General features: G+C 68.1%; 16 protein-coding genes. 2 read left to right on the top strand and 14 right to left on the bottom strand.

Annotated features, from left to right (window positions below):
• Nucleotides 1-414: 414 nt before the first annotated feature.
• Nucleotides 415-828: a hypothetical protein gene (locus tag ACKTSN_RS31035; protein WP_409472133.1), complete on the top strand. Its 414-nt coding sequence runs from the start codon at nt 415-417 to the stop codon at nt 826-828.
• A gap of 678 nt (nt 829-1,506) precedes the next feature.
• Here ACKTSN_RS31035 and ACKTSN_RS31030 read toward each other — a convergent pair.
• Nucleotides 1,507-2,730 carry an IS110 family transposase gene (locus ACKTSN_RS31030; RefSeq protein WP_409467819.1) on the bottom strand — a complete coding sequence of 408 codons (1,224 nt, stop codon included), beginning with the start codon at nt 2,728-2,730 and terminating at the stop codon, nt 1,507-1,509.
• Nucleotides 2,731-3,132: 402 nt separating this feature from the next.
• On the opposite strand from ACKTSN_RS31030, the gene ACKTSN_RS31025 reads away from it, so the two are divergent.
• Entirely contained in the window at nt 3,133-3,966 is an 834-nt protein-coding gene (locus ACKTSN_RS31025; protein ID WP_409472132.1) for a recombinase family protein, read from the top strand.
• Between the two features lie 35 nt (nt 3,967-4,001).
• Here ACKTSN_RS31025 and ACKTSN_RS31020 read toward each other — a convergent pair whose 3' ends face one another.
• The 13 genes from ACKTSN_RS31020 to ACKTSN_RS30960 all read right to left on the bottom strand — a co-directional run bounded on the left by ACKTSN_RS31020 (nt 4,002) and on the right by ACKTSN_RS30960 (nt 17,189).
• Nucleotides 4,002-4,502, bottom strand: a complete 501-nt coding sequence (locus ACKTSN_RS31020; RefSeq protein WP_409472131.1) for an NUDIX domain-containing protein — start codon at nt 4,500-4,502, stop codon at nt 4,002-4,004.
• 274 nt (nt 4,503-4,776) lie between these two features.
• Complete coding sequence (locus ACKTSN_RS31015; RefSeq protein WP_409472130.1) at nt 4,777-5,001, bottom strand: hypothetical protein; 225 nt, start codon at nt 4,999-5,001, stop codon at nt 4,777-4,779.
• Nucleotides 4,994-5,137, bottom strand: coding sequence for a hypothetical protein (locus ACKTSN_RS31010; RefSeq protein ID WP_409472129.1), 144 nt, complete (start codon nt 5,135-5,137; stop codon nt 4,994-4,996). The genes ACKTSN_RS31015 and ACKTSN_RS31010 overlap by 8 nt, the downstream gene beginning before the upstream one ends.
• A 148-nt stretch (nt 5,138-5,285) precedes the next feature.
• The gene (locus tag ACKTSN_RS31005; protein ID WP_409472128.1) at nt 5,286-6,119 is read right to left on the bottom strand and encodes a helix-turn-helix domain-containing protein; all 834 of its coding nucleotides are present in this window, start codon (nt 6,117-6,119) and stop codon (nt 5,286-5,288) included.
• Entirely contained in the window at nt 6,109-6,630 is a 522-nt protein-coding gene (locus ACKTSN_RS31000) for a DUF6879 family protein (RefSeq protein WP_409472127.1), read from the bottom strand. The genes ACKTSN_RS31005 and ACKTSN_RS31000 overlap by 11 nt, the downstream gene beginning before the upstream one ends.
• On the bottom strand, nt 6,614-6,820 hold the full coding sequence (locus ACKTSN_RS30995) for a hypothetical protein (protein ID WP_409472126.1): 207 nt from the start codon (nt 6,818-6,820) through the stop codon (nt 6,614-6,616). The genes ACKTSN_RS31000 and ACKTSN_RS30995 overlap by 17 nt, the downstream gene beginning before the upstream one ends.
• A gap of 410 nt (nt 6,821-7,230) precedes the next feature.
• Nucleotides 7,231-9,162 carry a TIGR03960 family B12-binding radical SAM protein gene (locus ACKTSN_RS30990; protein ID WP_409472125.1) on the bottom strand — a complete coding sequence of 644 codons (1,932 nt, stop codon included), beginning with the start codon at nt 9,160-9,162 and terminating at the stop codon, nt 7,231-7,233.
• 69 nt (nt 9,163-9,231) lie between these two features.
• Nucleotides 9,232-10,734, bottom strand: coding sequence for a CHAD domain-containing protein (locus tag ACKTSN_RS30985; protein WP_409472124.1), 1,503 nt, complete (start codon nt 10,732-10,734; stop codon nt 9,232-9,234).
• Between the two features lie 67 nt (nt 10,735-10,801).
• Nucleotides 10,802-12,001: a rod shape-determining protein RodA gene (gene rodA / locus ACKTSN_RS30980; protein ID WP_409472123.1), complete on the bottom strand. Its 1,200-nt coding sequence runs from the start codon at nt 11,999-12,001 to the stop codon at nt 10,802-10,804.
• Nucleotides 11,998-14,253, bottom strand: coding sequence for a penicillin-binding protein 2 (gene mrdA, locus ACKTSN_RS30975; protein ID WP_409472122.1), 2,256 nt, complete (start codon nt 14,251-14,253; stop codon nt 11,998-12,000). Before mrdA ends, rodA begins: the two co-directional genes overlap by 4 nt.
• Before the next feature lie 82 nt (nt 14,254-14,335).
• A complete protein-coding gene (gene mreD, locus ACKTSN_RS30970; RefSeq protein WP_409472121.1) occupies nt 14,336-15,013 on the bottom strand; it encodes a rod shape-determining protein MreD in 678 nt (225 codons plus the stop codon).
• 14 nt (nt 15,014-15,027) lie between these two features.
• Nucleotides 15,028-16,005, bottom strand: a complete 978-nt coding sequence (gene mreC / locus ACKTSN_RS30965) for a rod shape-determining protein MreC (protein WP_409472120.1) — start codon at nt 16,003-16,005, stop codon at nt 15,028-15,030.
• 164 nt (nt 16,006-16,169) lie between these two features.
• Nucleotides 16,170-17,189, bottom strand: coding sequence for a rod shape-determining protein (locus tag ACKTSN_RS30960; protein ID WP_046734341.1), 1,020 nt, complete (start codon nt 17,187-17,189; stop codon nt 16,170-16,172).
• Between the last annotated feature and the right edge of the window lie 258 nt (nt 17,190-17,447).

Genomic DNA, 17,447 nt, shown 5'->3' with positions numbered 1-17,447 from the left:
GAGCAGCGGCGAAGAGGAGGAAGGGAAGCAGGAGCCAGCCCAAGACGTGAGCCACAAGCAGATGGGGCGGCCTACGGCCGCCGCCTTGAAGGAGACGATTCGTTCTTGAGTAAGCCTGAGACGACAGCAGACCCGCGCCGCTGCGCTCACTGCGGCGAAGCGCTGACGGGCAAGCGCCCGCAAGCCCGGTACTGCGGCGCTCGATGCCGAGACCGGGCACGTCGGCAGAGAGACCGTGAGGCAGGGCGTTCCTCGTACGTCCGCAAGGGATACCCGAAGACGCGCCCGAACCGTCAGGTCTACAAGCTGGGGCATCGGTTCGGCAGTCTGGTCATCGTCGAGCGTCGCGGCACGGCCAACGGTTCTCAGCGCGTCCTCTGCGAGTGCGACTGCGGCACCGTCCGGGAGTACAACTTGAGCAACCTCATCAGCGGGGTGACAGCGCGCTGCACGGATCGCATTCAGCACGTCGACCCCCGGTACAAGGGGGACGACGTCACGTACGCCGGTGCACACAACCGCACCAAGGCGAAGCGGGGCAGCGCCAGCCTGTACCGGTGCTGGAAATGCGGAGGGCAGGCGCGGGACTGGGCGTACTCGCACACGGACCCAGATGAGAAGCGCATGACTCAGGGCAAGGAAGCGGGCATGCCGTACACCACGGACCTGATGCGCAACCTGCCCCTGTGCCGCGCCTGCCACCGCCTGTTCGACTCGACGACCGCGCCGCGCATGGTCGCCAGTGGCATAGCGACTTCCTCACCGGCACTCGCGCTGACGTGGGCCTACGTGGCGGACCGCCCCGGCATGAGGCAGGACACTGCGTAAGCCGCAGAGACGCTGCCCTCCCTGGTCGTGCGTCGGGGAGGGCGCCACCTTTGCGTTCTCATGCACCGCGCCTCCGCCGGCTCAAGCGCCTATAAAGGTCATGACCTGCGCTTTCTTCGTCGCTGACTAGGCTCGCCGTCGCCTGATCGACCTTGGAACCGGGGCAGTTTCCGAGCTGCCAAACGCGGCGGCCACCCTTGCCAGGCTCAAGGGGTCATACCCCACCCCCTTCGCCGTCGCCTCATACGTCTCCGCTGTCCGCTCGCCGTTGCCCTTGGGTAGGCGTGAGTCTTGCCGTTCCCTCCGCCGTTGGGCTCGCCGGTAGCAGGTGGCAGGCGAACGGCTGTGCGCCCCTATGAGAGGCGACAGGCCACACGACTCACGGCGCGACCAGAGCGAAGCGGCAGGCGCTCAGACAGGCACACAGCCTCACGTCTGGCAGGCCGGGCAAGGGCGCGACAGGTCGTCGCTTAATCGGGGGGGGGTGCCCCTATCTGTTTCGTCAACCCCGGTGGGGTCGGCTTGTAGGGGTTGATCGTGGTTTTCGGGAACGTCCCGCGGATCGGGGTGTTCCCGGCGGATCGGGTGGCTGATGGGCAGCCCGGTGGCCGGCAGGGCCGGATTGGCCGTGCCGGTACGCGGGCGTGATGGGGCCTGGAGGGTAGGGCGGTGGAGTCGTCAGGCGGCGAGGTCGACGTCGCCCGGGGTGCGTGCTTCGTAGAGGGCCCCGGTGCGGATCATCGCGTGGATGACGTTCACGCGCTGGCGGGCCAGGCGGAGGATCGCCTGGGTGTGGGTCTTGCCGCGTGCGCGTTGCCGGTCGTAGTAGATCCGGGAGGACAGGTCGGCTTTGCAGCCGATCGCGGCGAACGCGGCCTGGAACAGGGCGCGTTTGAGGAGCCGGTTGCCGCGGTGGGGTGCGTGCTCGCCGCGGATGGAGGTGCCCGAGGACTTCGTGGCGGGCGCGAGTCCGGCATAGGAGGCGAGGTGCCCGGCGGTGGGGAAGCCGGTGCCGTCACCGATCGCGACGATCACGGCCGCCGTGGTCCTGACGCCCAGGCCGGGCAGGGACGTCAAGAGGTGGAAAAGAGGGAGGGCCTCCAGCAGGGCGGCGATCTCCTGCTCGGCCTGGCGGCGCTGGGTGTGGGCGGCGGCGAGCTGGGCGGCAAGTCCTGGCACGATCAGCGCGCTGGCCTCGGTGCCCGGAACGACCAGGGTCTGCTCGGCGAGCGCGTCGAAGATCTCTGCGGTCAGGTGGTGGGCCTTGCGCGAACCGTGCACCTTGAGCAGGGCCTCGCAGCGGGCCCGGCCCAGTTTCCTCAGTCTCGCCGGGGAGCCGTGGCGCTGAAGGAGGGCCTGGACATAGGGGTAGGCCAGGCGCGGGCCGAGCACACGCTCGAGAGAGGGGTGGATCTGGGAGAGCAGGCCGCGCAGCCGGTTGGTGGCGCGGTTGACCTCGCCGGCCAGGTCGTTGTCGTAGCCGGTGAGCATGGTCAGCTCGGCCAGCACCTCGTCGTCGCGGTCCACCGCGCGCAGTGTGTGCGGCATGGTGCGGGCGGTCTCGGCGATCACGAACGCGTCGCGGGCGTCGGTCTTGGCCTCGCCCGGGTGCAGATCGGCGGCCCGCCGCATCGACAGCCCGGGCAGGTAGGCCACCCGGCAGCCGGCCGCGCGGGCCACCGTCAACGGCAGCGCGCCGATGTTGGCGACCTGGTCCACGATCACCAGAACGGTGCCGAACTTCGCCACCAGCTTGGTGAACAGCTCCAGCAGTCTCGGCTCGGTGTTGGGCAGCCGCTTGTCGTGCACGGTTCTGCCGTCCGCGGTCCGGCCGTGGGCGTGGTGGAACTCCTTGCCCAGGTCCAGGCCGAGGAAGAGATCTATCGCGGTCGTGTCGACCATGTGCGCGTGCCCCTCGCCACTCGTCTCCTCAGCTCCCGGCCGTCCCTGCGGCACCACACGCCGGCAACCACGTTACGCAGACATGCCGCCCGTGAAGCGGCCCGGCATTGCGCCGGACCAGGCGGTCGTCAGGCCCCTCATCAGCGGTCAAGCGGTGCCCCGAAGCCCGGCGGCAACACCCCCCAGGTCATCCGTACGACAGGGGGCACACAGCCATACCGGACCCGGGGGCCAGGCGCCCCATTGCGGGGCCACGAAAAAGGTAACGGGGGTCGGATACGCGACTGTGCGACACCCTCCGGGCCGTGTCCGTTTCGCTCCCCCTTGGCTGTCGCGCAACCTGTCGCGAAACATCACCTTGGGAGTTGCGTTGCGCGACACGTTTATGCGACAGTCCCGATCATGACCACGAACATCCCGGCCGATCAGGTCGAGCGTCACTCCTGCCCGAAGTGCGAAGCCCCCGCCGGTAGCCCCTGCCGGACGGGAGCGGGCAAGGTGGCAGCCAACTACCACACGGGCCGCTTCGCCCTCGTGCCCGCGCTGAAAGCAGAACTCACCGTGAAGACTCCGGCCGACCGCAACCCTGGTAAGCGGTGGGTGCAGGGTGAGCCCATGCCCGTGGTAGCCGAAGCCGTACCGGGCGCAGCGATTCGACTGGGCTATGCCAGGTGTTCTACGGCAGGGCAGGAACTCCAGTCGCAACTGGACATGCTGGCCCGCGCACAGTGCACCCGCGTCTTCTCCGAGAAGATCAGTAGCCGGGTGAAGGAGCGGCCGGAGCTTGAGAAGGCGCTCACCCTCGCGCGGGAGTTCAAGGCTGCTGCCCCGAACCAACCGGTCATCCTCACGGTGGCGGAGATGAAGCGCCTTGCCCGCAGTGCGGCAGAGCTCATGACGTTGTCGTCCACTCTCCAGGCGGACGGCATCCAACTGGAATTGCTCTCCGGGCCACTCACGGGCGTGTACGACCCGAACGGCGCGGGCGCCATCGTGTTCGCCGTGTTGGCCGTGGCTGCCGAAGTGGAGCGGGAAGGCATCCGGGAAAAGACGTTGGAAGGGCTGGACACCGCCGCCCGGCAGGGCCGCCACGGTGGGCGGCCGTCCGTGGTCGATGACGACAAGCTGGCCATAGCCCTCGCCAGACGTGAGAAGGGGGAGAGCGTCACGTCCATCGCGAAGGCGCTGGGTATCCATCGCGCCACCCTCTACCGCCATCTTGCAGAGACCGCCTGAGACAGGCGCACAGCCACTTCTGACAGGCCCCTGGTTCACGCCGGGGGCCGCTGCGCTTTCTGCTCCATCCGTTCCATGTCACTCTCCCCGTTCACCAGTACAGGCACAGCCAGACCACCCCGCGCGGCGAACACGACAGCGTGTTGCAGGTGGGGCGGAAGCGACTCGCTGAGCGGCGCCCACTTCACGGGTGGCATCGTGCCCACCTGATCCGGCAGCGCTGCCAGCGTGCGGGCGCGTTCCTTGCCGACATGGCCAGCGTCCAGTACGACCGTGAGCGTCTCGCCCGTACCGGAGAACGTCCCGCCCCACGTCTGATCGAACGTCAAGGCACGCGCCAGCGGGAGCGCCAAGCCTGTCTGCTGCTCCAGCAACCGGGCCGCCGCATCGGGCAACGCCTCACCCTCTGGGACCTCACCACCGGGCAGGTCCCATGAAGCTGTCACTAGGTCCTTCACCAGCAGGACCAGCGGCACTCGCTTGCCGTCCTGCCTGCCGTCGGTGGCCACCAGGAGCCGCACGATCAGCCGTCGCATCACAAGCCTCTCTGCGCCTCTGCGGGCGCGTACAGGGGTTCCGGGCGATGCGGCCCCTGTCGACCACGGGGGAGGCCGACAGGGGCCAGCGTCCCTCACCGCGCGCAGGCGCGGCACCCCGCGTACGAGGGCGGACCGGGGCGAGAGCCTGAGCACGTCAGCTCAGACGGAGACACGGCCTGTCTCCTGCTCAGGGCTTGTCCGGTCGGGGGACAGCCGACCTGCCCCCACCGCGTCGCACCGCCGCGATCACGGGAGGGACAGGAGCTTGGGACTACTCGGTACGCACCACCATCGCGAACGACGTGCAGATCCGCCGGAAGCCCTTGTGCCCGCTCCGGCCGGTGTGGCTCATGCACTCCAGGTCGACCGCTGCACCGTCCGTCGAAGGCGTTGCCGTCCACTCGCACCACAGGCACTCGGCCTCGAAGGTCACGTCAGTGTCCGGGTGTTGGGTGATCCGGTGCTTCACGTACCGCAGGACCGACCGGCTAGGCACCCTGCGACTCCTCGTGCTCCGCTTCCAGGTGCCGCCGCAGGTACACGTTCGCGTCCGTTGCTGCGCTGTAGTCGGACGCGGAGCGGGCGTTCTGCCGACGATTCGCGAACCCAAGGCACTCGGAGCAGCCGGGCACGGGTGAAGGCTCCCTCTCGGCAGGCGAGAGTGTGGAGCCCTTGTGTCTGCGTGCCGCCATTCGCAACCTCCCCGACTCTGTCCGTGGGAAACAATGATCCACCCAGGATTGACGGGAGATCGCGATTATTTGCGTTGTCGGGTAAAGATCACGAGCGGAATTGGCTGGCCCACTCGGACAGTCGTTCCCTGGCTTGGTCCCCGAACAAGGCGTAGCCGTCATATACGGCGAACTCGTCCAGGTATGCCGACACGTCCCGGCGATCCCGAAACACCATTGCCCCCGTCGATGTCTCCACCGTTGCTATCCGAGTGTCGTAGACAGTGAAGGTGTTCAGCGGGCACACCGGCATGTGGCTTCCGAGAGGGATGATCCCGAGTCGCACATTCGGCAGGAGACTTACGGATGTCAGCCGGTCAATCTGCATGGCCATGGCCACAGCAGGGAGGTACGGCCACCTGACAGCTTGCTCGGTAAGAATGAACGTGAACCGTTTCGACGTGTCGTAAAGGACTGCCTGCCGCTCCAGCTTCTTTGCGATGGCCTTGCTGTGGTCGCCCGGGATACCCGCAAGGCTCGCCCTTACGTACTCGGGGGTTGCAAGTAGGCCGGTCACCATGGAGAGCAGGAAGTAGCGGAATTCTGAAGAGGATTTCTCGAACCCGGCCAGCTCGTTCTGCTTCTTCTCCAGACCCGTACGGCGCTGCGACCACACGTCTTGCCACTCGGTATTGGCGATTCGGGTAAGGGCCGCAACCTGCGAGACAAGCTCTGGCGGGGCGTCCAGCGCCCGGAGGATCAGCTCCACGTCGACAAGGCTCGGCGTCAGTTTCGCACTCTCGATGTTGCTGATCTTTGTTTGGGACATGTTGCAACGCTTCGCGAGCCAGACCTGAGTGCGTCCGGCTCGCTTGCGAAGCGTCTTGAGCGTTTCGGCCAGATCAGTCTTCGACTGGCCCAACGCTTCCGGGTCAAACGTCAAGGCCCTTCACGTACTCCTCAAAGGGCACTGACTCGGCCAAGGCAATGCGCTGATACTCGATGAAGGGACTCACGTCTCCCTCGTGCACTTCCCGATTGATCTGTGTTCCGTCTGCCTCATAGTTCATGAGGACGACTTCCGTTTTGTCGAACATCCAGAAGTCCTGGACACCAGCCAGTGGGTTAGGCCGGTCAGTTACGTCCATGATCCGGACGTCTTCACCCGCCCACACGTGAGGCCGGTAATACATGAACTCATAGCGGAGGTATTCGGAGAGCGGCCGAGTGACGATGTGCACGCGCCCCTTGTTTTTACCCTCGCGACGTACCCGCTTCAGATCCTCGGTGTACTCATTCGAGTGCGTGTGAGGGTCGATGCGCTCGCCGGCCAGAAAGGCTCGGATCTCGTCCGCTTCCTGTGGAACGTTATAGGCGGGCAGGGTCTCAAGCCGCCACGCCTCCGATTGGAAGTCCCGGAACTTGGCCTGCCAAGCCTCACCATCCAAGAGCACGGATGGCCTCCCTCAGCACCACTTCGGGGATCTCGACGAGCCCCTCACCGGACGGCGGCGTGAAGGCGTTGGACACGTCGCCCTGGATAACGAAGGAGCCGGACGAGGTCCGGTAGACATTCGGGCAGTCGTTCTGGTTGCACTCGCCGTTCCCGGTACCGGTAAGCCGAGTCAGTTCCTCACGAGCCACGGTAACCCCCTGTCTCGCGCCCCCTCGTGGGGCGACGTCACGACGGTACGGAGGCATGGTGTCGGCCGTCCATGCGGTGACGCCAATATTTGCGTTGTCGCATAAACCCGGGCCGAGCCGGGGGCGCAGCGTGGGCATACGGCCGCTCACGCGGCCTGCCTATGGGCGGCACCCTAAGCGCAAGCGAACGGCGGCCGGACTCGCTGTCCGACCGCCTGTCACTGGCTACACCCACTCGACCGCAGAGACGATGTCCGGGTCTCGCCGAGGAGCAGGGAGCGGCGTACGCCGCGCAGGGCGGGAGGCCTGCTCACGCCCCCTCGCACCGAGACCCCGGAGGATCTCGCCACGCTCCGCCTCAGTCATTCCAGCGAGCGCCTCAGCCATCCTCCGGACGGCATCGCCGCTGGTCACGAACCCTTCTTGACCGTAAGCGGGAGCAGCTTCTTACCGCTGTCGCTCAGTTGTGGCCATGTATCAAATTGGGGACACACCCCACAGTCGAAGCAGGGCGTCCACCGGCAGTCCTCGACCTCTGTCTCGTCGAGGGCGTCCTGCCAGTCCTCCCACAGCCAGTCCTTGTCCAGCCCCGAATCCAGGTGGTCCCAGGGCAGGACCTCCTCGTAGGTGCGCTCGCGCGTGGTGTACCAGTCGACGTCGACGCCGAAGGGGGCCAGCGCCTTCTCCGCGCAGTTCATCCAGCGGTCGTAGGAGAAGTGCTCGCGCCAGCCGTCGAAGCGGCCGCCGTCCTCGTAGACGGCGCGGATGATCGCGCCCACCCGCCGGTCACCCCGCGACAGCAGGCCCTCGACGATGCCCGGCTTGCCGTCGTGGTAGCGGAAGCCGATGGAGCGGCCGTACTTCTTGTCGCCGCGGATCTTGTCGCGGAGCTTCTCCAGGCGGGCGTCGGTCTCCTCCGCGGACAGCTGCGGCGCCCACTGGAACGGCGTGTGCGGCTTCGGCACGAAGCCGCCGATCGACACCGTGCAGCGGATGTCGTTCGAGCGGGAGACCTCGCGGCCCTTCGCGATCACCTTCGTCGCCATGTCGGCGATCTGCAGCACGTCCTCGTCGGTCTCCGTCGGCAGACCGCACATGAAGTACAGCTTCACCTGGCGCCAGCCGTTGCCGTACGCCGTGGCGACGGTCCGGATGAGGTCCTCTTCCGAGACCATCTTGTTGATGACCTTGCGGATGCGTTCCGAGCCGCCCTCCGGCGCGAAGGTCAGACCGGAGCGGCGGCCGTTGCGCGTCAGTTCGTTCGCCAGGTCGATGTTGAAGGCGTCCACGCGGGTCGACGGGAGGGACAGGCCGATCTTGTCCTGCTCGTAGCGGTCGGCGAGGCCCTTGGCGATGTCGCCGATCTCGCTGTGGTCCGCGGAGGACAGCGACAGCAGGCCGACCTCCTCGAAGCCGGTTGCCTTCAGGCCCTTGTCGACCATCTCGCCGATGCCCGTGATGGAGCGCTCGCGCACCGGGCGGGTGATCATGCCGGCCTGGCAGAAGCGGCAGCCACGCGTGCAGCCGCGGAAGATCTCCACCGACATCCGCTCGTGGACCGTCTCGGCCAGCGGGACGAGGGGCTGCTTGGGGTACGGCCACTCGTCGAGGTCCATCACCGTGTGCTTGGACACGCGCCACGGGACGCCCGACCTGTTCGGTACGACGCGGGCGATGCGGCCGTCGGGCAGGTACTCGACGTCGTAGAAGCCGGGGACGTACACCCCGCCGGTCTTCGCCAGCCGGAACAGCAGTTCCTCGCGGCCGCCGGGGCGGCCCTCGGCCTTCCAGGCGCGGACGAGCTCGGTGACCTCCAGGACGGCCTGCTCGCCGTCGCCGATCACCGCGCAGTCGATGAAGTCGGCGATCGGCTCGGGGTTGAAGGCCGCGTGGCCGCCGGCCATGACGATCGGGTCGTCGACGGTGCGGTCCTTCGCCTCCAGCGGGATGCCGGCGAGGTCCAGGGCGGTGAGCATGTTCGTGTAGCCCAGCTCCGTGGAGAAGCTGATGCCGAACACGTCGAAGGCCTTCACCGGCCGGTGGCTGTCCACGGTGAACTGCGGGACGCCGTGCTCACGCATCAGCGCCTCGAGGTCCGGCCACACGCTGTAGGTCCGCTCGGCGAGGACGCCCTCGCGCTCGTTGAGGACCTCGTAAAGGATCATGACGCCCTGGTTGGGCAGGCCGACCTCGTACGCGTCCGGGTACATGAGCGCCCAGCGGACATCACAGGCGTCCCAGTCCTTGACGGTGGAGTTGAGCTCTCCACCGACGTACTGGATCGGCTTCTGCACATGCGGGAGCAGGGCTTCGAGCTGCGGGAAAACCGACTCGACAGACATCGTGGGACTTTCGTGAGCTGACAGGGGTGACCATCAAGCGTAACGCGGCCGGGCCCCTCGCCCGTACGCTCAGACCCCCGCCCCACCCTTCATCCGCTCCCACGCTCCCGGCAGCTCCTCCTCCACCGCCGTGGCCCGCTGCTCCTCCCTGCCGTACAGCACGCCGTACGTGAACGAGCTCTCCCCGGCGGCGTGCGCCTGCTCGGCCAGCTCCTTCAGGGATCCCCGGCTCATCACGCTGTCCTGGTGCTCGCCCAGCAGGTTCTGCAGCTCCTTCATCGACGAGACCAGTTCGGACGCCGGCCGGCCGAGTGCGGGGGCTGCCGCCTCCGCCGCGTACCGGGCCCGCTTGGCCTTCTTGCGGGCCTCGTGCAGCGCCAGGTCGCGATCGTGCCCGGCAGATGTGGCGAGGCCCTGCTCGACCAGCCCGGACACCACGTCGAAGGCCTCGTGCACGGCGTCGGCGACCACCTTCGACGGCTTTCCGGCCGCCCCCTTGCGCAGCGGCGGGTCGGTGATCAGGGCGTCCAGCGCGGCCAGCAGCGCCAGGTACCGGGGGCCGTCGAGGACGTCGATGATCCGCCGCCGGGAGTCTCCGCTCCGGGACTGCGACCAGCTGTGCAGCCGCTCGCGCACCGGCGCGGTGACCAGGGCGGGTGGCAGTTCACCGAGGATGGCGGTGAGCCGCTCGGCGAGCACCTCCTGGTCACGGCCGGCGCCCAGCTCGCCCGCGAGCCACTTCAGTTCCTCGCCCACGGGGTCGGTGACGGCACGGTCGAGGACTTTCCGGTACGTCCTGAAGGTGCTGCGCATCCGCCGGGTGGCGACCCGCATGCGGTGCACCGAGTCCTCCACGTCCCGGCGTACGGCCGGATCGAGCTCGACGACGGCGTCCCGCTGGGCCCGCAGGTACGCCAGAACATGGTCACCGGCGGTGACGGGCTCGGTGCGGTCCGGCGTCCGGTGCTTCTTCTTCCCACCGGTCTCCTCCAAGGCCCGGGCCAGCTTCGACGCCGACCGGGAGGGTCGCACGCCGGCCTTGCGGAGCCGTTTGTCGACCTTGTCGAGGAACGCCGGGTCGCGGCCGTCGGCTAGCTCGACCTCGATCTCGGTCCACTCCGCTGCGCCGCCGCGCGCGGTGAGCCGTTCGGCTCGTACGGCGTCCACGCTGACCTCGGCGAGCAGTCCTCCGTCGGCGTCCACGAGATGGCGTACGTCCCGGGCCGACCGCAACCGCACCAGCGGCTCCAGCTCTGCGTCGCGTACCCGGGAGCGGACGAGCCCGGCCAGGGCGGAGGGCACCTGGTCGGAGAGCGGCGCCCGGATCTCGTCCCGTACATCGGCCGCGACGGGGAACTTCAGATGCCAGCCGGCGTCCGAGCCGCCGGTGCGGCGGCGCAGGGTGATCGAGGACGCGGCCAGGCGCTGGTCGGCGGTGTCGTAGTAGGTGGCGTCCAGTTCGGCGAGGCCCTTGTCGATGACGGCCGCCACCCCGGCGACACCGGTCAGGTCGGGCAGCCCGCTGTCGTCGGACTCGTACTTGCGCTCGATCTCACGCTTCGTATCCGCCATGACCTGAATCTAGTGGGAGTCAGGGTCCGACGGCAGGGGCAAGCCCCGGGTTGATACGGGAGAAACGTCACGCGGACAGCGGGCGTTGCACCCGGATCGACTGCAGCAGTCCCACCGCCACCCACACCGCGAACATCGACGAACCGCCGTACGACACGAACGGCAGGGGCAGACCGGTCACCGGCATGATGCCGAGTGTCATACCGATGTTCTCGAAGGACTGGAAGGCGAACCAGGCCACGATCCCGGCGGCGACGGTGGTGCCGTACAACTCGGTGGAGTCGAAGGCGATCCGGCAGGCTCGCCACAGCACCACGCCGAGCAGCAGGATGATGAGCCCGCCGCCGAGGAAGCCCAGTTCCTCGCCCGCGACGGTGAAGACGAAGTCGGTCTGCTGTTCCGGCACGAACTGTCCGGTCGTCTGCGAGCCCTGGAACAGGCCCGACCCGGTCAGCCCGCCCGAACCGATCGCGATGCGCGCCTGGTTGGTGTTGTAGCCGACGCCCGCGGGGTCGAGGTCCGGGTTGGCGAAGGCCGCGAAGCGGTTGATCTGGTAGTCGTCGAGGATGTGCAGCTGCCAGACGGCGATCGCACCGATCGTGCCCGCGCCCAGCAGCCCGAACACCCACCGGTTGGATGCGCCGGACGCGAGCAGGACACCCAGCACGATCACGGCCATGACCATGACCGATCCGAGGTCGGGCATCAGCATCACGATCAGCATGGGCACGGTGGCCAGGCCCAGTGCCTGGACGACCGTGCGGTGGTCGGGGTGCTGCCGGTCGCCCGCGTCCACCCGGGTCGCCAGCAGCATCGCCATGCCGAGGATGATCGTGACCTTCACGAACTCCGACGGCTGGAGCGAGAAGCCGCCGCCGATCTGGATCCACGAGTGGGCGCCGTTGACCGTGGTGCCCAGCGGCGTGAGCACCAGCAGCACCAGGAAGACCGACGCCCCGTACAGGATCGGCACGGCGGTGCGCAGCGTCCGGTGGCCGAGCCAGACCGTGCCGATCATCAGCGCGAAGCCGATGCCGGTGTTCAGCAGGTGCCGGATCAGGAAGTAGTACGGGTCGCCCTGGTTGATCTCGGTGCGGTTGCGGGTCGCCGAGTACACCAGGACCGAGCCGATCAGCGACAGCGCGATCGCGGCCAGCAGTATCGGCCAGTCGAGCCGCCGGGCCAGCGAGTCACGGGCGAACAGCCGTGTCCAGCCGGCCCGTTCGGGCCCGTATCCGGAGACGTGGAAGCTGTTCGCACCCGTCATGTGAGCATCCTCCGGCGTCCCCTGCGGCCTTGCCGCCTGCGCGTGTCGCGATTGCCCGTGGTCGGCGTCTGCACGGTCGCCGCGGTCTGCGCCTCACCGTCCGCGTCCTCGGGCGCCTTCTGGCTGGCCTGCTGTTCCTTCGCCGGGTCCTCGGAGATCTTCGGCGCGGTGATCGAGCCGTCCGTGTGGATCTTCGGCAGGGCCTTCTGCGGGGTGGGCAGCAGGGCGTTCTTCTTGTTGATGGTGCCGTCGTCGGAGACGCCGTACAGCGCGTCGTAGATGTTGCGCACGGCCGGGCCCGAGGCGCCGGAACCCGTACCGCCCTGGGAGATCGTCATGACGACCGCGTAGTCCTTGGTGTACGTGGCGAACCACGAGGTCGTCTGCTTGCCGTAGACCTCCGCGGTACCGGTCTTGGCGTGCATCGGGATCTTGTCCTGCGGCCAGCCGACATCGGCGAACCGCCAGGCGGCGGTACCGCGGGTGGCGACGCCCTCGAGGGCCTTGTCCATCTGCGTCAGCGTCTGCCGGGTGACCGGCAGCCTGCCGTGCGACTCGGGCTCGATCTCCGAGACCTGCTTGCCGTCGGCGCTGACGACGGCCTTGCCGACGGTCGGGTCGTACAGGGTGCCGCCGTTGGCGATGGCCGCGTAGATCGTGGCCATCTGAATCGGCGTCACCAGGGTGTCGCCCTGGCCGATCGAGTAGTTGATCTCGTCACCGGCGCGCATCTTGTTGCCCTCGAGGCAGTTCTCGTAGGCGATCTTCTCGACGTAGTCGCCGTCCTTCTTGCCCGTCTTGCACCAGGCGTCCTTGTTGGCCTCCCAGTACTGCTGCTTCCACTGGCGGTCGGGGATCCGGCCGGTGACCTCGTTGGGCAGGTCGATACCGGTCTCCTTGCCGAGGCCGAACTGGTGGGCGGCCTTGTAGAACCAGTCCTTCGGCTTGCCCTTGGGGTTGATGCCGCCGTCCTTCTTCCACTCGTTGTGCGCGAGCTGGTAGTAGACGGTGTCGCAGGAGACCTCGAGGGCGCGGCCGAGGTCGATCGGGCCGTGGTTCTGGGACTCGAAGTTCTTGAAGACCTGGCCGCCGACCGAGTACGCGCTGGAGCAGTTGTAGCGGCCGTCGAAGGCGTAGCCGGCCTGGACGGCGGCCGCGGTGGAGACCACCTTGAAGATCGAGCCGGGTGCGGCCTGACCCTGTATGGCCCGGTTGAGCAGCGGGTAGTTGGACTTCTTCCCGGTGAGGCTCGCATAGTCCTTGGCGGAGATGCCGCCGACCCAGGCGTTGGGGTCGTACGTCGGGTTGGAGGCCATGGCGACGATCCGGCCGGTCTTCGCCTCCATCACCACGACGGCGCCGGAGTCGGCCTTGTACCGCTCGTTGGTGTTGCGGTCCCACTCCTTGCGGGCGGTCTTCATCGCCTCGTTCAGCTCGTACTCGGCGACCCGCTGCACGCGTGCGTCGATGCTGGTGACCAGGTTGGAGCCGGGCTCGGCGGCGTCGGACTCGGCCTGCCCGATGACCCGGCCGAGGTTGTCGACCTCGTAGCGGGTGACGCCGGCCTTGCCGCGCAACTCCTTGTCGTACTGCCGCTCCAGGCCGGACCGGCCGACCTGGTCGGACCGCAGATACGGCGAGTCGGTGTCCTCGGACTGCTGGAGCTCGTCGTCGGTGACCGGGGAGAGGTAGCCGAGGACCTGGGCGGTGTTGGCCTCGCCGGGGCTCGGGTAGCGGCGTACGGCCTGCGGTTCGGCGGTGATGCCGGGGAAGTCCTCGGCGCGTTCACGGATCTGCAGGGCCTGGCGCGGGGTGGCCTCGTCGGTGATGGGGATCGGCTGGTACGGCGAGCCGTTCCAGCACGGCTGCGGCGTCTGCGCGTCGCACAGCCGCACCTTCTCCATGACCTCCTTGGGCTGCATGCCCAGCACTCCGGCCAGTTTGGTGAGGACGCCCTGGCCGTCGTCCTTCATCTTCAGCAGTTCGGTGCGGGAGGCGGAGACCACGAGCCGGGTCTCGTTGTCGGCGAGCGGCACGCCGCGCGCGTCCAGGATCGAGCCGCGTACAGCGGGCTGGACGACCTGCTGGACGTGGTTGCCGGACGCTTCCTTGGCGTAGGCCTCGCCCTCGCGGATCTGGAGGTACCACAGGCGGCCGCCGAGCGTGGCGAGGAGGGAGAGGACGAGAACCTGGATGACGATGAGCCGGGTCTGGACCCGGGGGGTCCGACCGGTCTCGGGGATGTTGGTCACTGCGGCTGTTCCCCCTCTCCGTGTGTGTACGAGTGATATACGACGAAGCTGTGAGCCCCGGCGGTCGCCGACTCCCCTGCGTTCACAGCCGCTTGACCCCCTTGATGCGCCCGGCCCGGGCCACCCGCGACCGTGCCGCCTTCACCTTCAGCCCGCCGAGTCCGCCGCGTTGGCTGCCGATGCGCAGGCCGGTGCCGGAGGAGAGCCAGCCGGAGGAGATGTCGGTCGCCTTGGACGCCGAGCCGGACTCCAGCGGGTCGTTCTCGGCGCGCCGGGCCAGCGCCATGATGCCGGGGACGACGAAGGGGGCGAGCAGCAGGTCGTACAGGGTGGCCGTGAACAGCAGGCTCGGCAGGCCGACATGGCGGGCTGCGGTGTCGCCGACGAGGGCGCCCACCCCGGCGTACAGCAGCGTGCTGCCGATCGCGGCGGCGACCACGACCGCCATCGGTGCGGTGGCCGACTTCACCTGGCCGTTCTCCGGCTTCACCAGGCCGGCCAGATAGCCGATGACGCACAGCACCAGCGCGTAGCGGCCGGCGGCGTGGTCGGCGGGCGGGGCCAGATCGGCGAGGAGCCCGGCGCCGAAGCCGATGAGGGCGCCGCCGACATGGCCGTAGACCAGGGCGAGGCCCAGCACGGTGAGCAGCATCAGGTCGGGGACGGCGCCCGGCAGATGGAGGCGGGCGAGGACGCTCACCTGGATCACCAGGGCGACTACGACCAGGGTGGAGGAGAGCAGGATCCTGTTGAAGCGCATGAGTTCAGCTCCCCCTACTGGTCTTGCTCTTGCTGGGACTGCCCGTCGGTGGGCTCCTCGGTGTTCTCCGCGCCCGCGTCTTCCGCGCCCGGGGTCACCGTCACTGTCACGGTGGGCGTCGGCGTGGGCCTGGGCTTGGCCGGGAGTACCGTGTCGCGCGGGTCCTTCTCGGGGGCCTGGACGACGACACCGACGACGTCGAGCTTGGTGAAGCTGACGTACGGCGTGACGTACAGGGTGCGGGTCAGGTCGCCGCCGGAGGGGTCGACGCGGGAGACGACGCCCACGGGCACCCCGGGCACGAACGGCCTGTCGGCCTGCGAGCCGAAGGTGACCAGGCGGTCACCCTTCTTGATCCGGGCCTTGCCGTTGAGGAGTTCGACGCGCAGCGGGCGGTCGCCCTGCCCGGAGGCGAAGCCGAGCTCGTCGCTGCCCTCCATCCGCGTGCCGACGGTGAAGTCGGGGTCGCTGGCGAGCAGGACGGTCGCGGTGTTCGGGCCGACGGTGGTGACCCGGCCGACCAGGCCGTCGCCGTTGAGGACGGTCATGTCGCGCTGGATGCCGTCGTTCGCACCGATGTCGATGGTGATGGTCCAGGAGAAGCCCTGCGCGGCTCCTATGGCGATGACTTCGGCGCCCTTGATGCCGTACTGGCCGGCGCCCGCGACCTTCAGCATCTTGTCGAGTTGCTGCAGCCGACTGCGATTGCGGTCGTCGCTGCCGAGTCTGGCCTTGAGGGCCGCGTTCTCCCGCTCCAACTCGGCGAGCCGGTCGTGCCGCTCGCCGGAGTCACGGATCGCGGCGATCGCGTTGCCCACCGGGTCGACCGCGGAGGACACCCCGTTCTCGATCGGGCCGAAGACCGTGGCCGCGGCCTGTCGGGCACCGTCGACCGGTGAGTCCTCCCCGCCGCGGATGTCCACCGTGATCAGTGCGAACGCAATGGCGATCAGCAGCACCAGGAGCAGCCGGCTCTCTCGTGTGTCCCTCACGTGCGGCGGCCGTGCCCTTCCTCATAGGAATCCGGGAAATCGGGTGAGCCCGAAGGGAATCCCCAGGGAAACCCGCGGGCTGTTTTGTGGCAGCTTATGCCTCTATATCAACGATCCGCCGTACGAGAGGGAATCATCTCGTACGGCGGAGTCGAAGAGTTACGTCATCTGCGCGGCTGGGCGTCCAGGACCTGCTGGAGCGCCTCGAACTCCTCGACGCACTTGCCGGAACCGAGCGCCACGCTGTCCAGCGGGTCCTCGGCGATATGGATCGGCATACCGGTCTCGCGACGCAACCGCTCGTCCAGGCCGCGCAGCAGGGCACCCCCGCCGGTCAGCACGATTCCGCGGTCCATGATGTCGCCGGACAGCTCCGGCGGACACTTGTCGAGCGTCGTCTTCACCGCGTCCACGATCGCGTTGACGGGCTCCTCGATCGCCTTGCGTACTTCGGCGGCCGAGATGACGACGGTCTTGGGCAGTCCGGAAACGAGGTCCCGGCCGCGGATTTCGGTGTGCTCGTCGGAGTCGAGTTCGTACGCCGAACCGATCGTGATCTTGATCTGCTCGGCCGTGCGCTCACCCAGCAGGAGCGAGTACTCCTTCTTGATGTGCTGGATGATCGCGTTGTCCAGTTCGTCGCCCGCGACGCGGATGGACTGGGCGGTGACGATGCCTCCGAGGGAGATGACCGCGACCTCCGTGGTGCCGCCGCCGATGTCCACCACCATGTTGCCCGTGGCCTCGTGGACCGGCAGGCCGGAGCCGATGGCGGCGGCCATGGGCTCCTCGATGATGTGCACCTGGCGGGCGCCGGCCTGGGACGACGCCTCGATGACGGCACGGCGCTCGACGCCCGTGATGCCCGAGGGCACACAGACGACGACCCGCGGACGAGCCAGATACCGCCGCTTGTGGATCTTCAGGATGAAGTAGCGGAGCATCCGCTCGGTGATCTCGAAGTCGGCGATCACGCCGTCCTTCAGTGGACGTACGGCAACGATGTTGCCCGGCGTACGCCCGATCATCTTCTTGGCTTCGGCACCGACCGCGAGGATGCCACCGGTGTTGGTGTTGATCGCGACGACGGACGGCTCGTTGAGTACGATCCCGCGACCCCTGACGTACACCAGCGTGTTGGCGGTCCCGAGGTCGACAGCCATGTCACGGCCGATGAACGACATTGAGTTCCCCATCAGGATTCGTCTGGCCTTCCCACGGAGCTTTTGAGGGCTTTTCAGGTCGGCGAAGTGGGTTGCTGTGACGTGAAGGCTTCCATCGTAGACGCGCCTCCCCGCACACTGCGCGAGGGTCTTCGCCATTGTCGGCGGATGGCGTGTCGCCTCGCTTGTGGAGACGGGCCATCGGGGGCACTCGTTCCCCCGATCGGCACGGATATGCCGGGGGACGACCGGAAGTGCGCGGCCGTCCCAGGTCAGGCG

The sequence above is a fragment of the Streptomyces flavusporus genome, from assembly GCF_046267975.1.
GTDB classification, from domain to species: Bacteria; Actinomycetota; Actinomycetes; order Streptomycetales; family Streptomycetaceae; genus Streptomyces; species Streptomyces flavusporus.
Note: the sequence above shows the minus strand (reverse complement) of the source record. Positions and strands in the feature narration are given on the sequence as shown.

Bases quoted from the DNA above. Each gene is read 5' to 3' on its own strand.
- ACKTSN_RS31020 (WP_409472131.1), bottom strand. From the start codon at position 4,502: ATGCGACGGCTGATCGTGCGGCTCCTGGTGGCCACCGACGGCAGGCAG.
- ACKTSN_RS31025 (WP_409472132.1), top strand. From the start codon at position 3,133: ATGACCACGAACATCCCGGCCGATCAGGTCGAGCGTCACTCCTGCCCG.
- rodA (WP_409472123.1), bottom strand. From the start codon at position 12,001: ATGACGGGTGCGAACAGCTTCCACGTCTCCGGATACGGGCCCGAACGG.
- ACKTSN_RS30960 (WP_046734341.1), bottom strand. From the start codon at position 17,189: ATGTCGTTCATCGGCCGTGACATGGCTGTCGACCTCGGGACCGCCAAC.
- ACKTSN_RS31030 (WP_409467819.1), bottom strand. From the start codon at position 2,730: ATGGTCGACACGACCGCGATAGATCTCTTCCTCGGCCTGGACCTGGGC.
- ACKTSN_RS30990 (WP_409472125.1), bottom strand. From the start codon at position 9,162: ATGTCTGTCGAGTCGGTTTTCCCGCAGCTCGAAGCCCTGCTCCCGCAT.
- ACKTSN_RS30985 (WP_409472124.1), bottom strand. From the start codon at position 10,734: ATGGCGGATACGAAGCGTGAGATCGAGCGCAAGTACGAGTCCGACGAC.
- mreD (WP_409472121.1), bottom strand. From the start codon at position 15,013: ATGCGCTTCAACAGGATCCTGCTCTCCTCCACCCTGGTCGTAGTCGCC.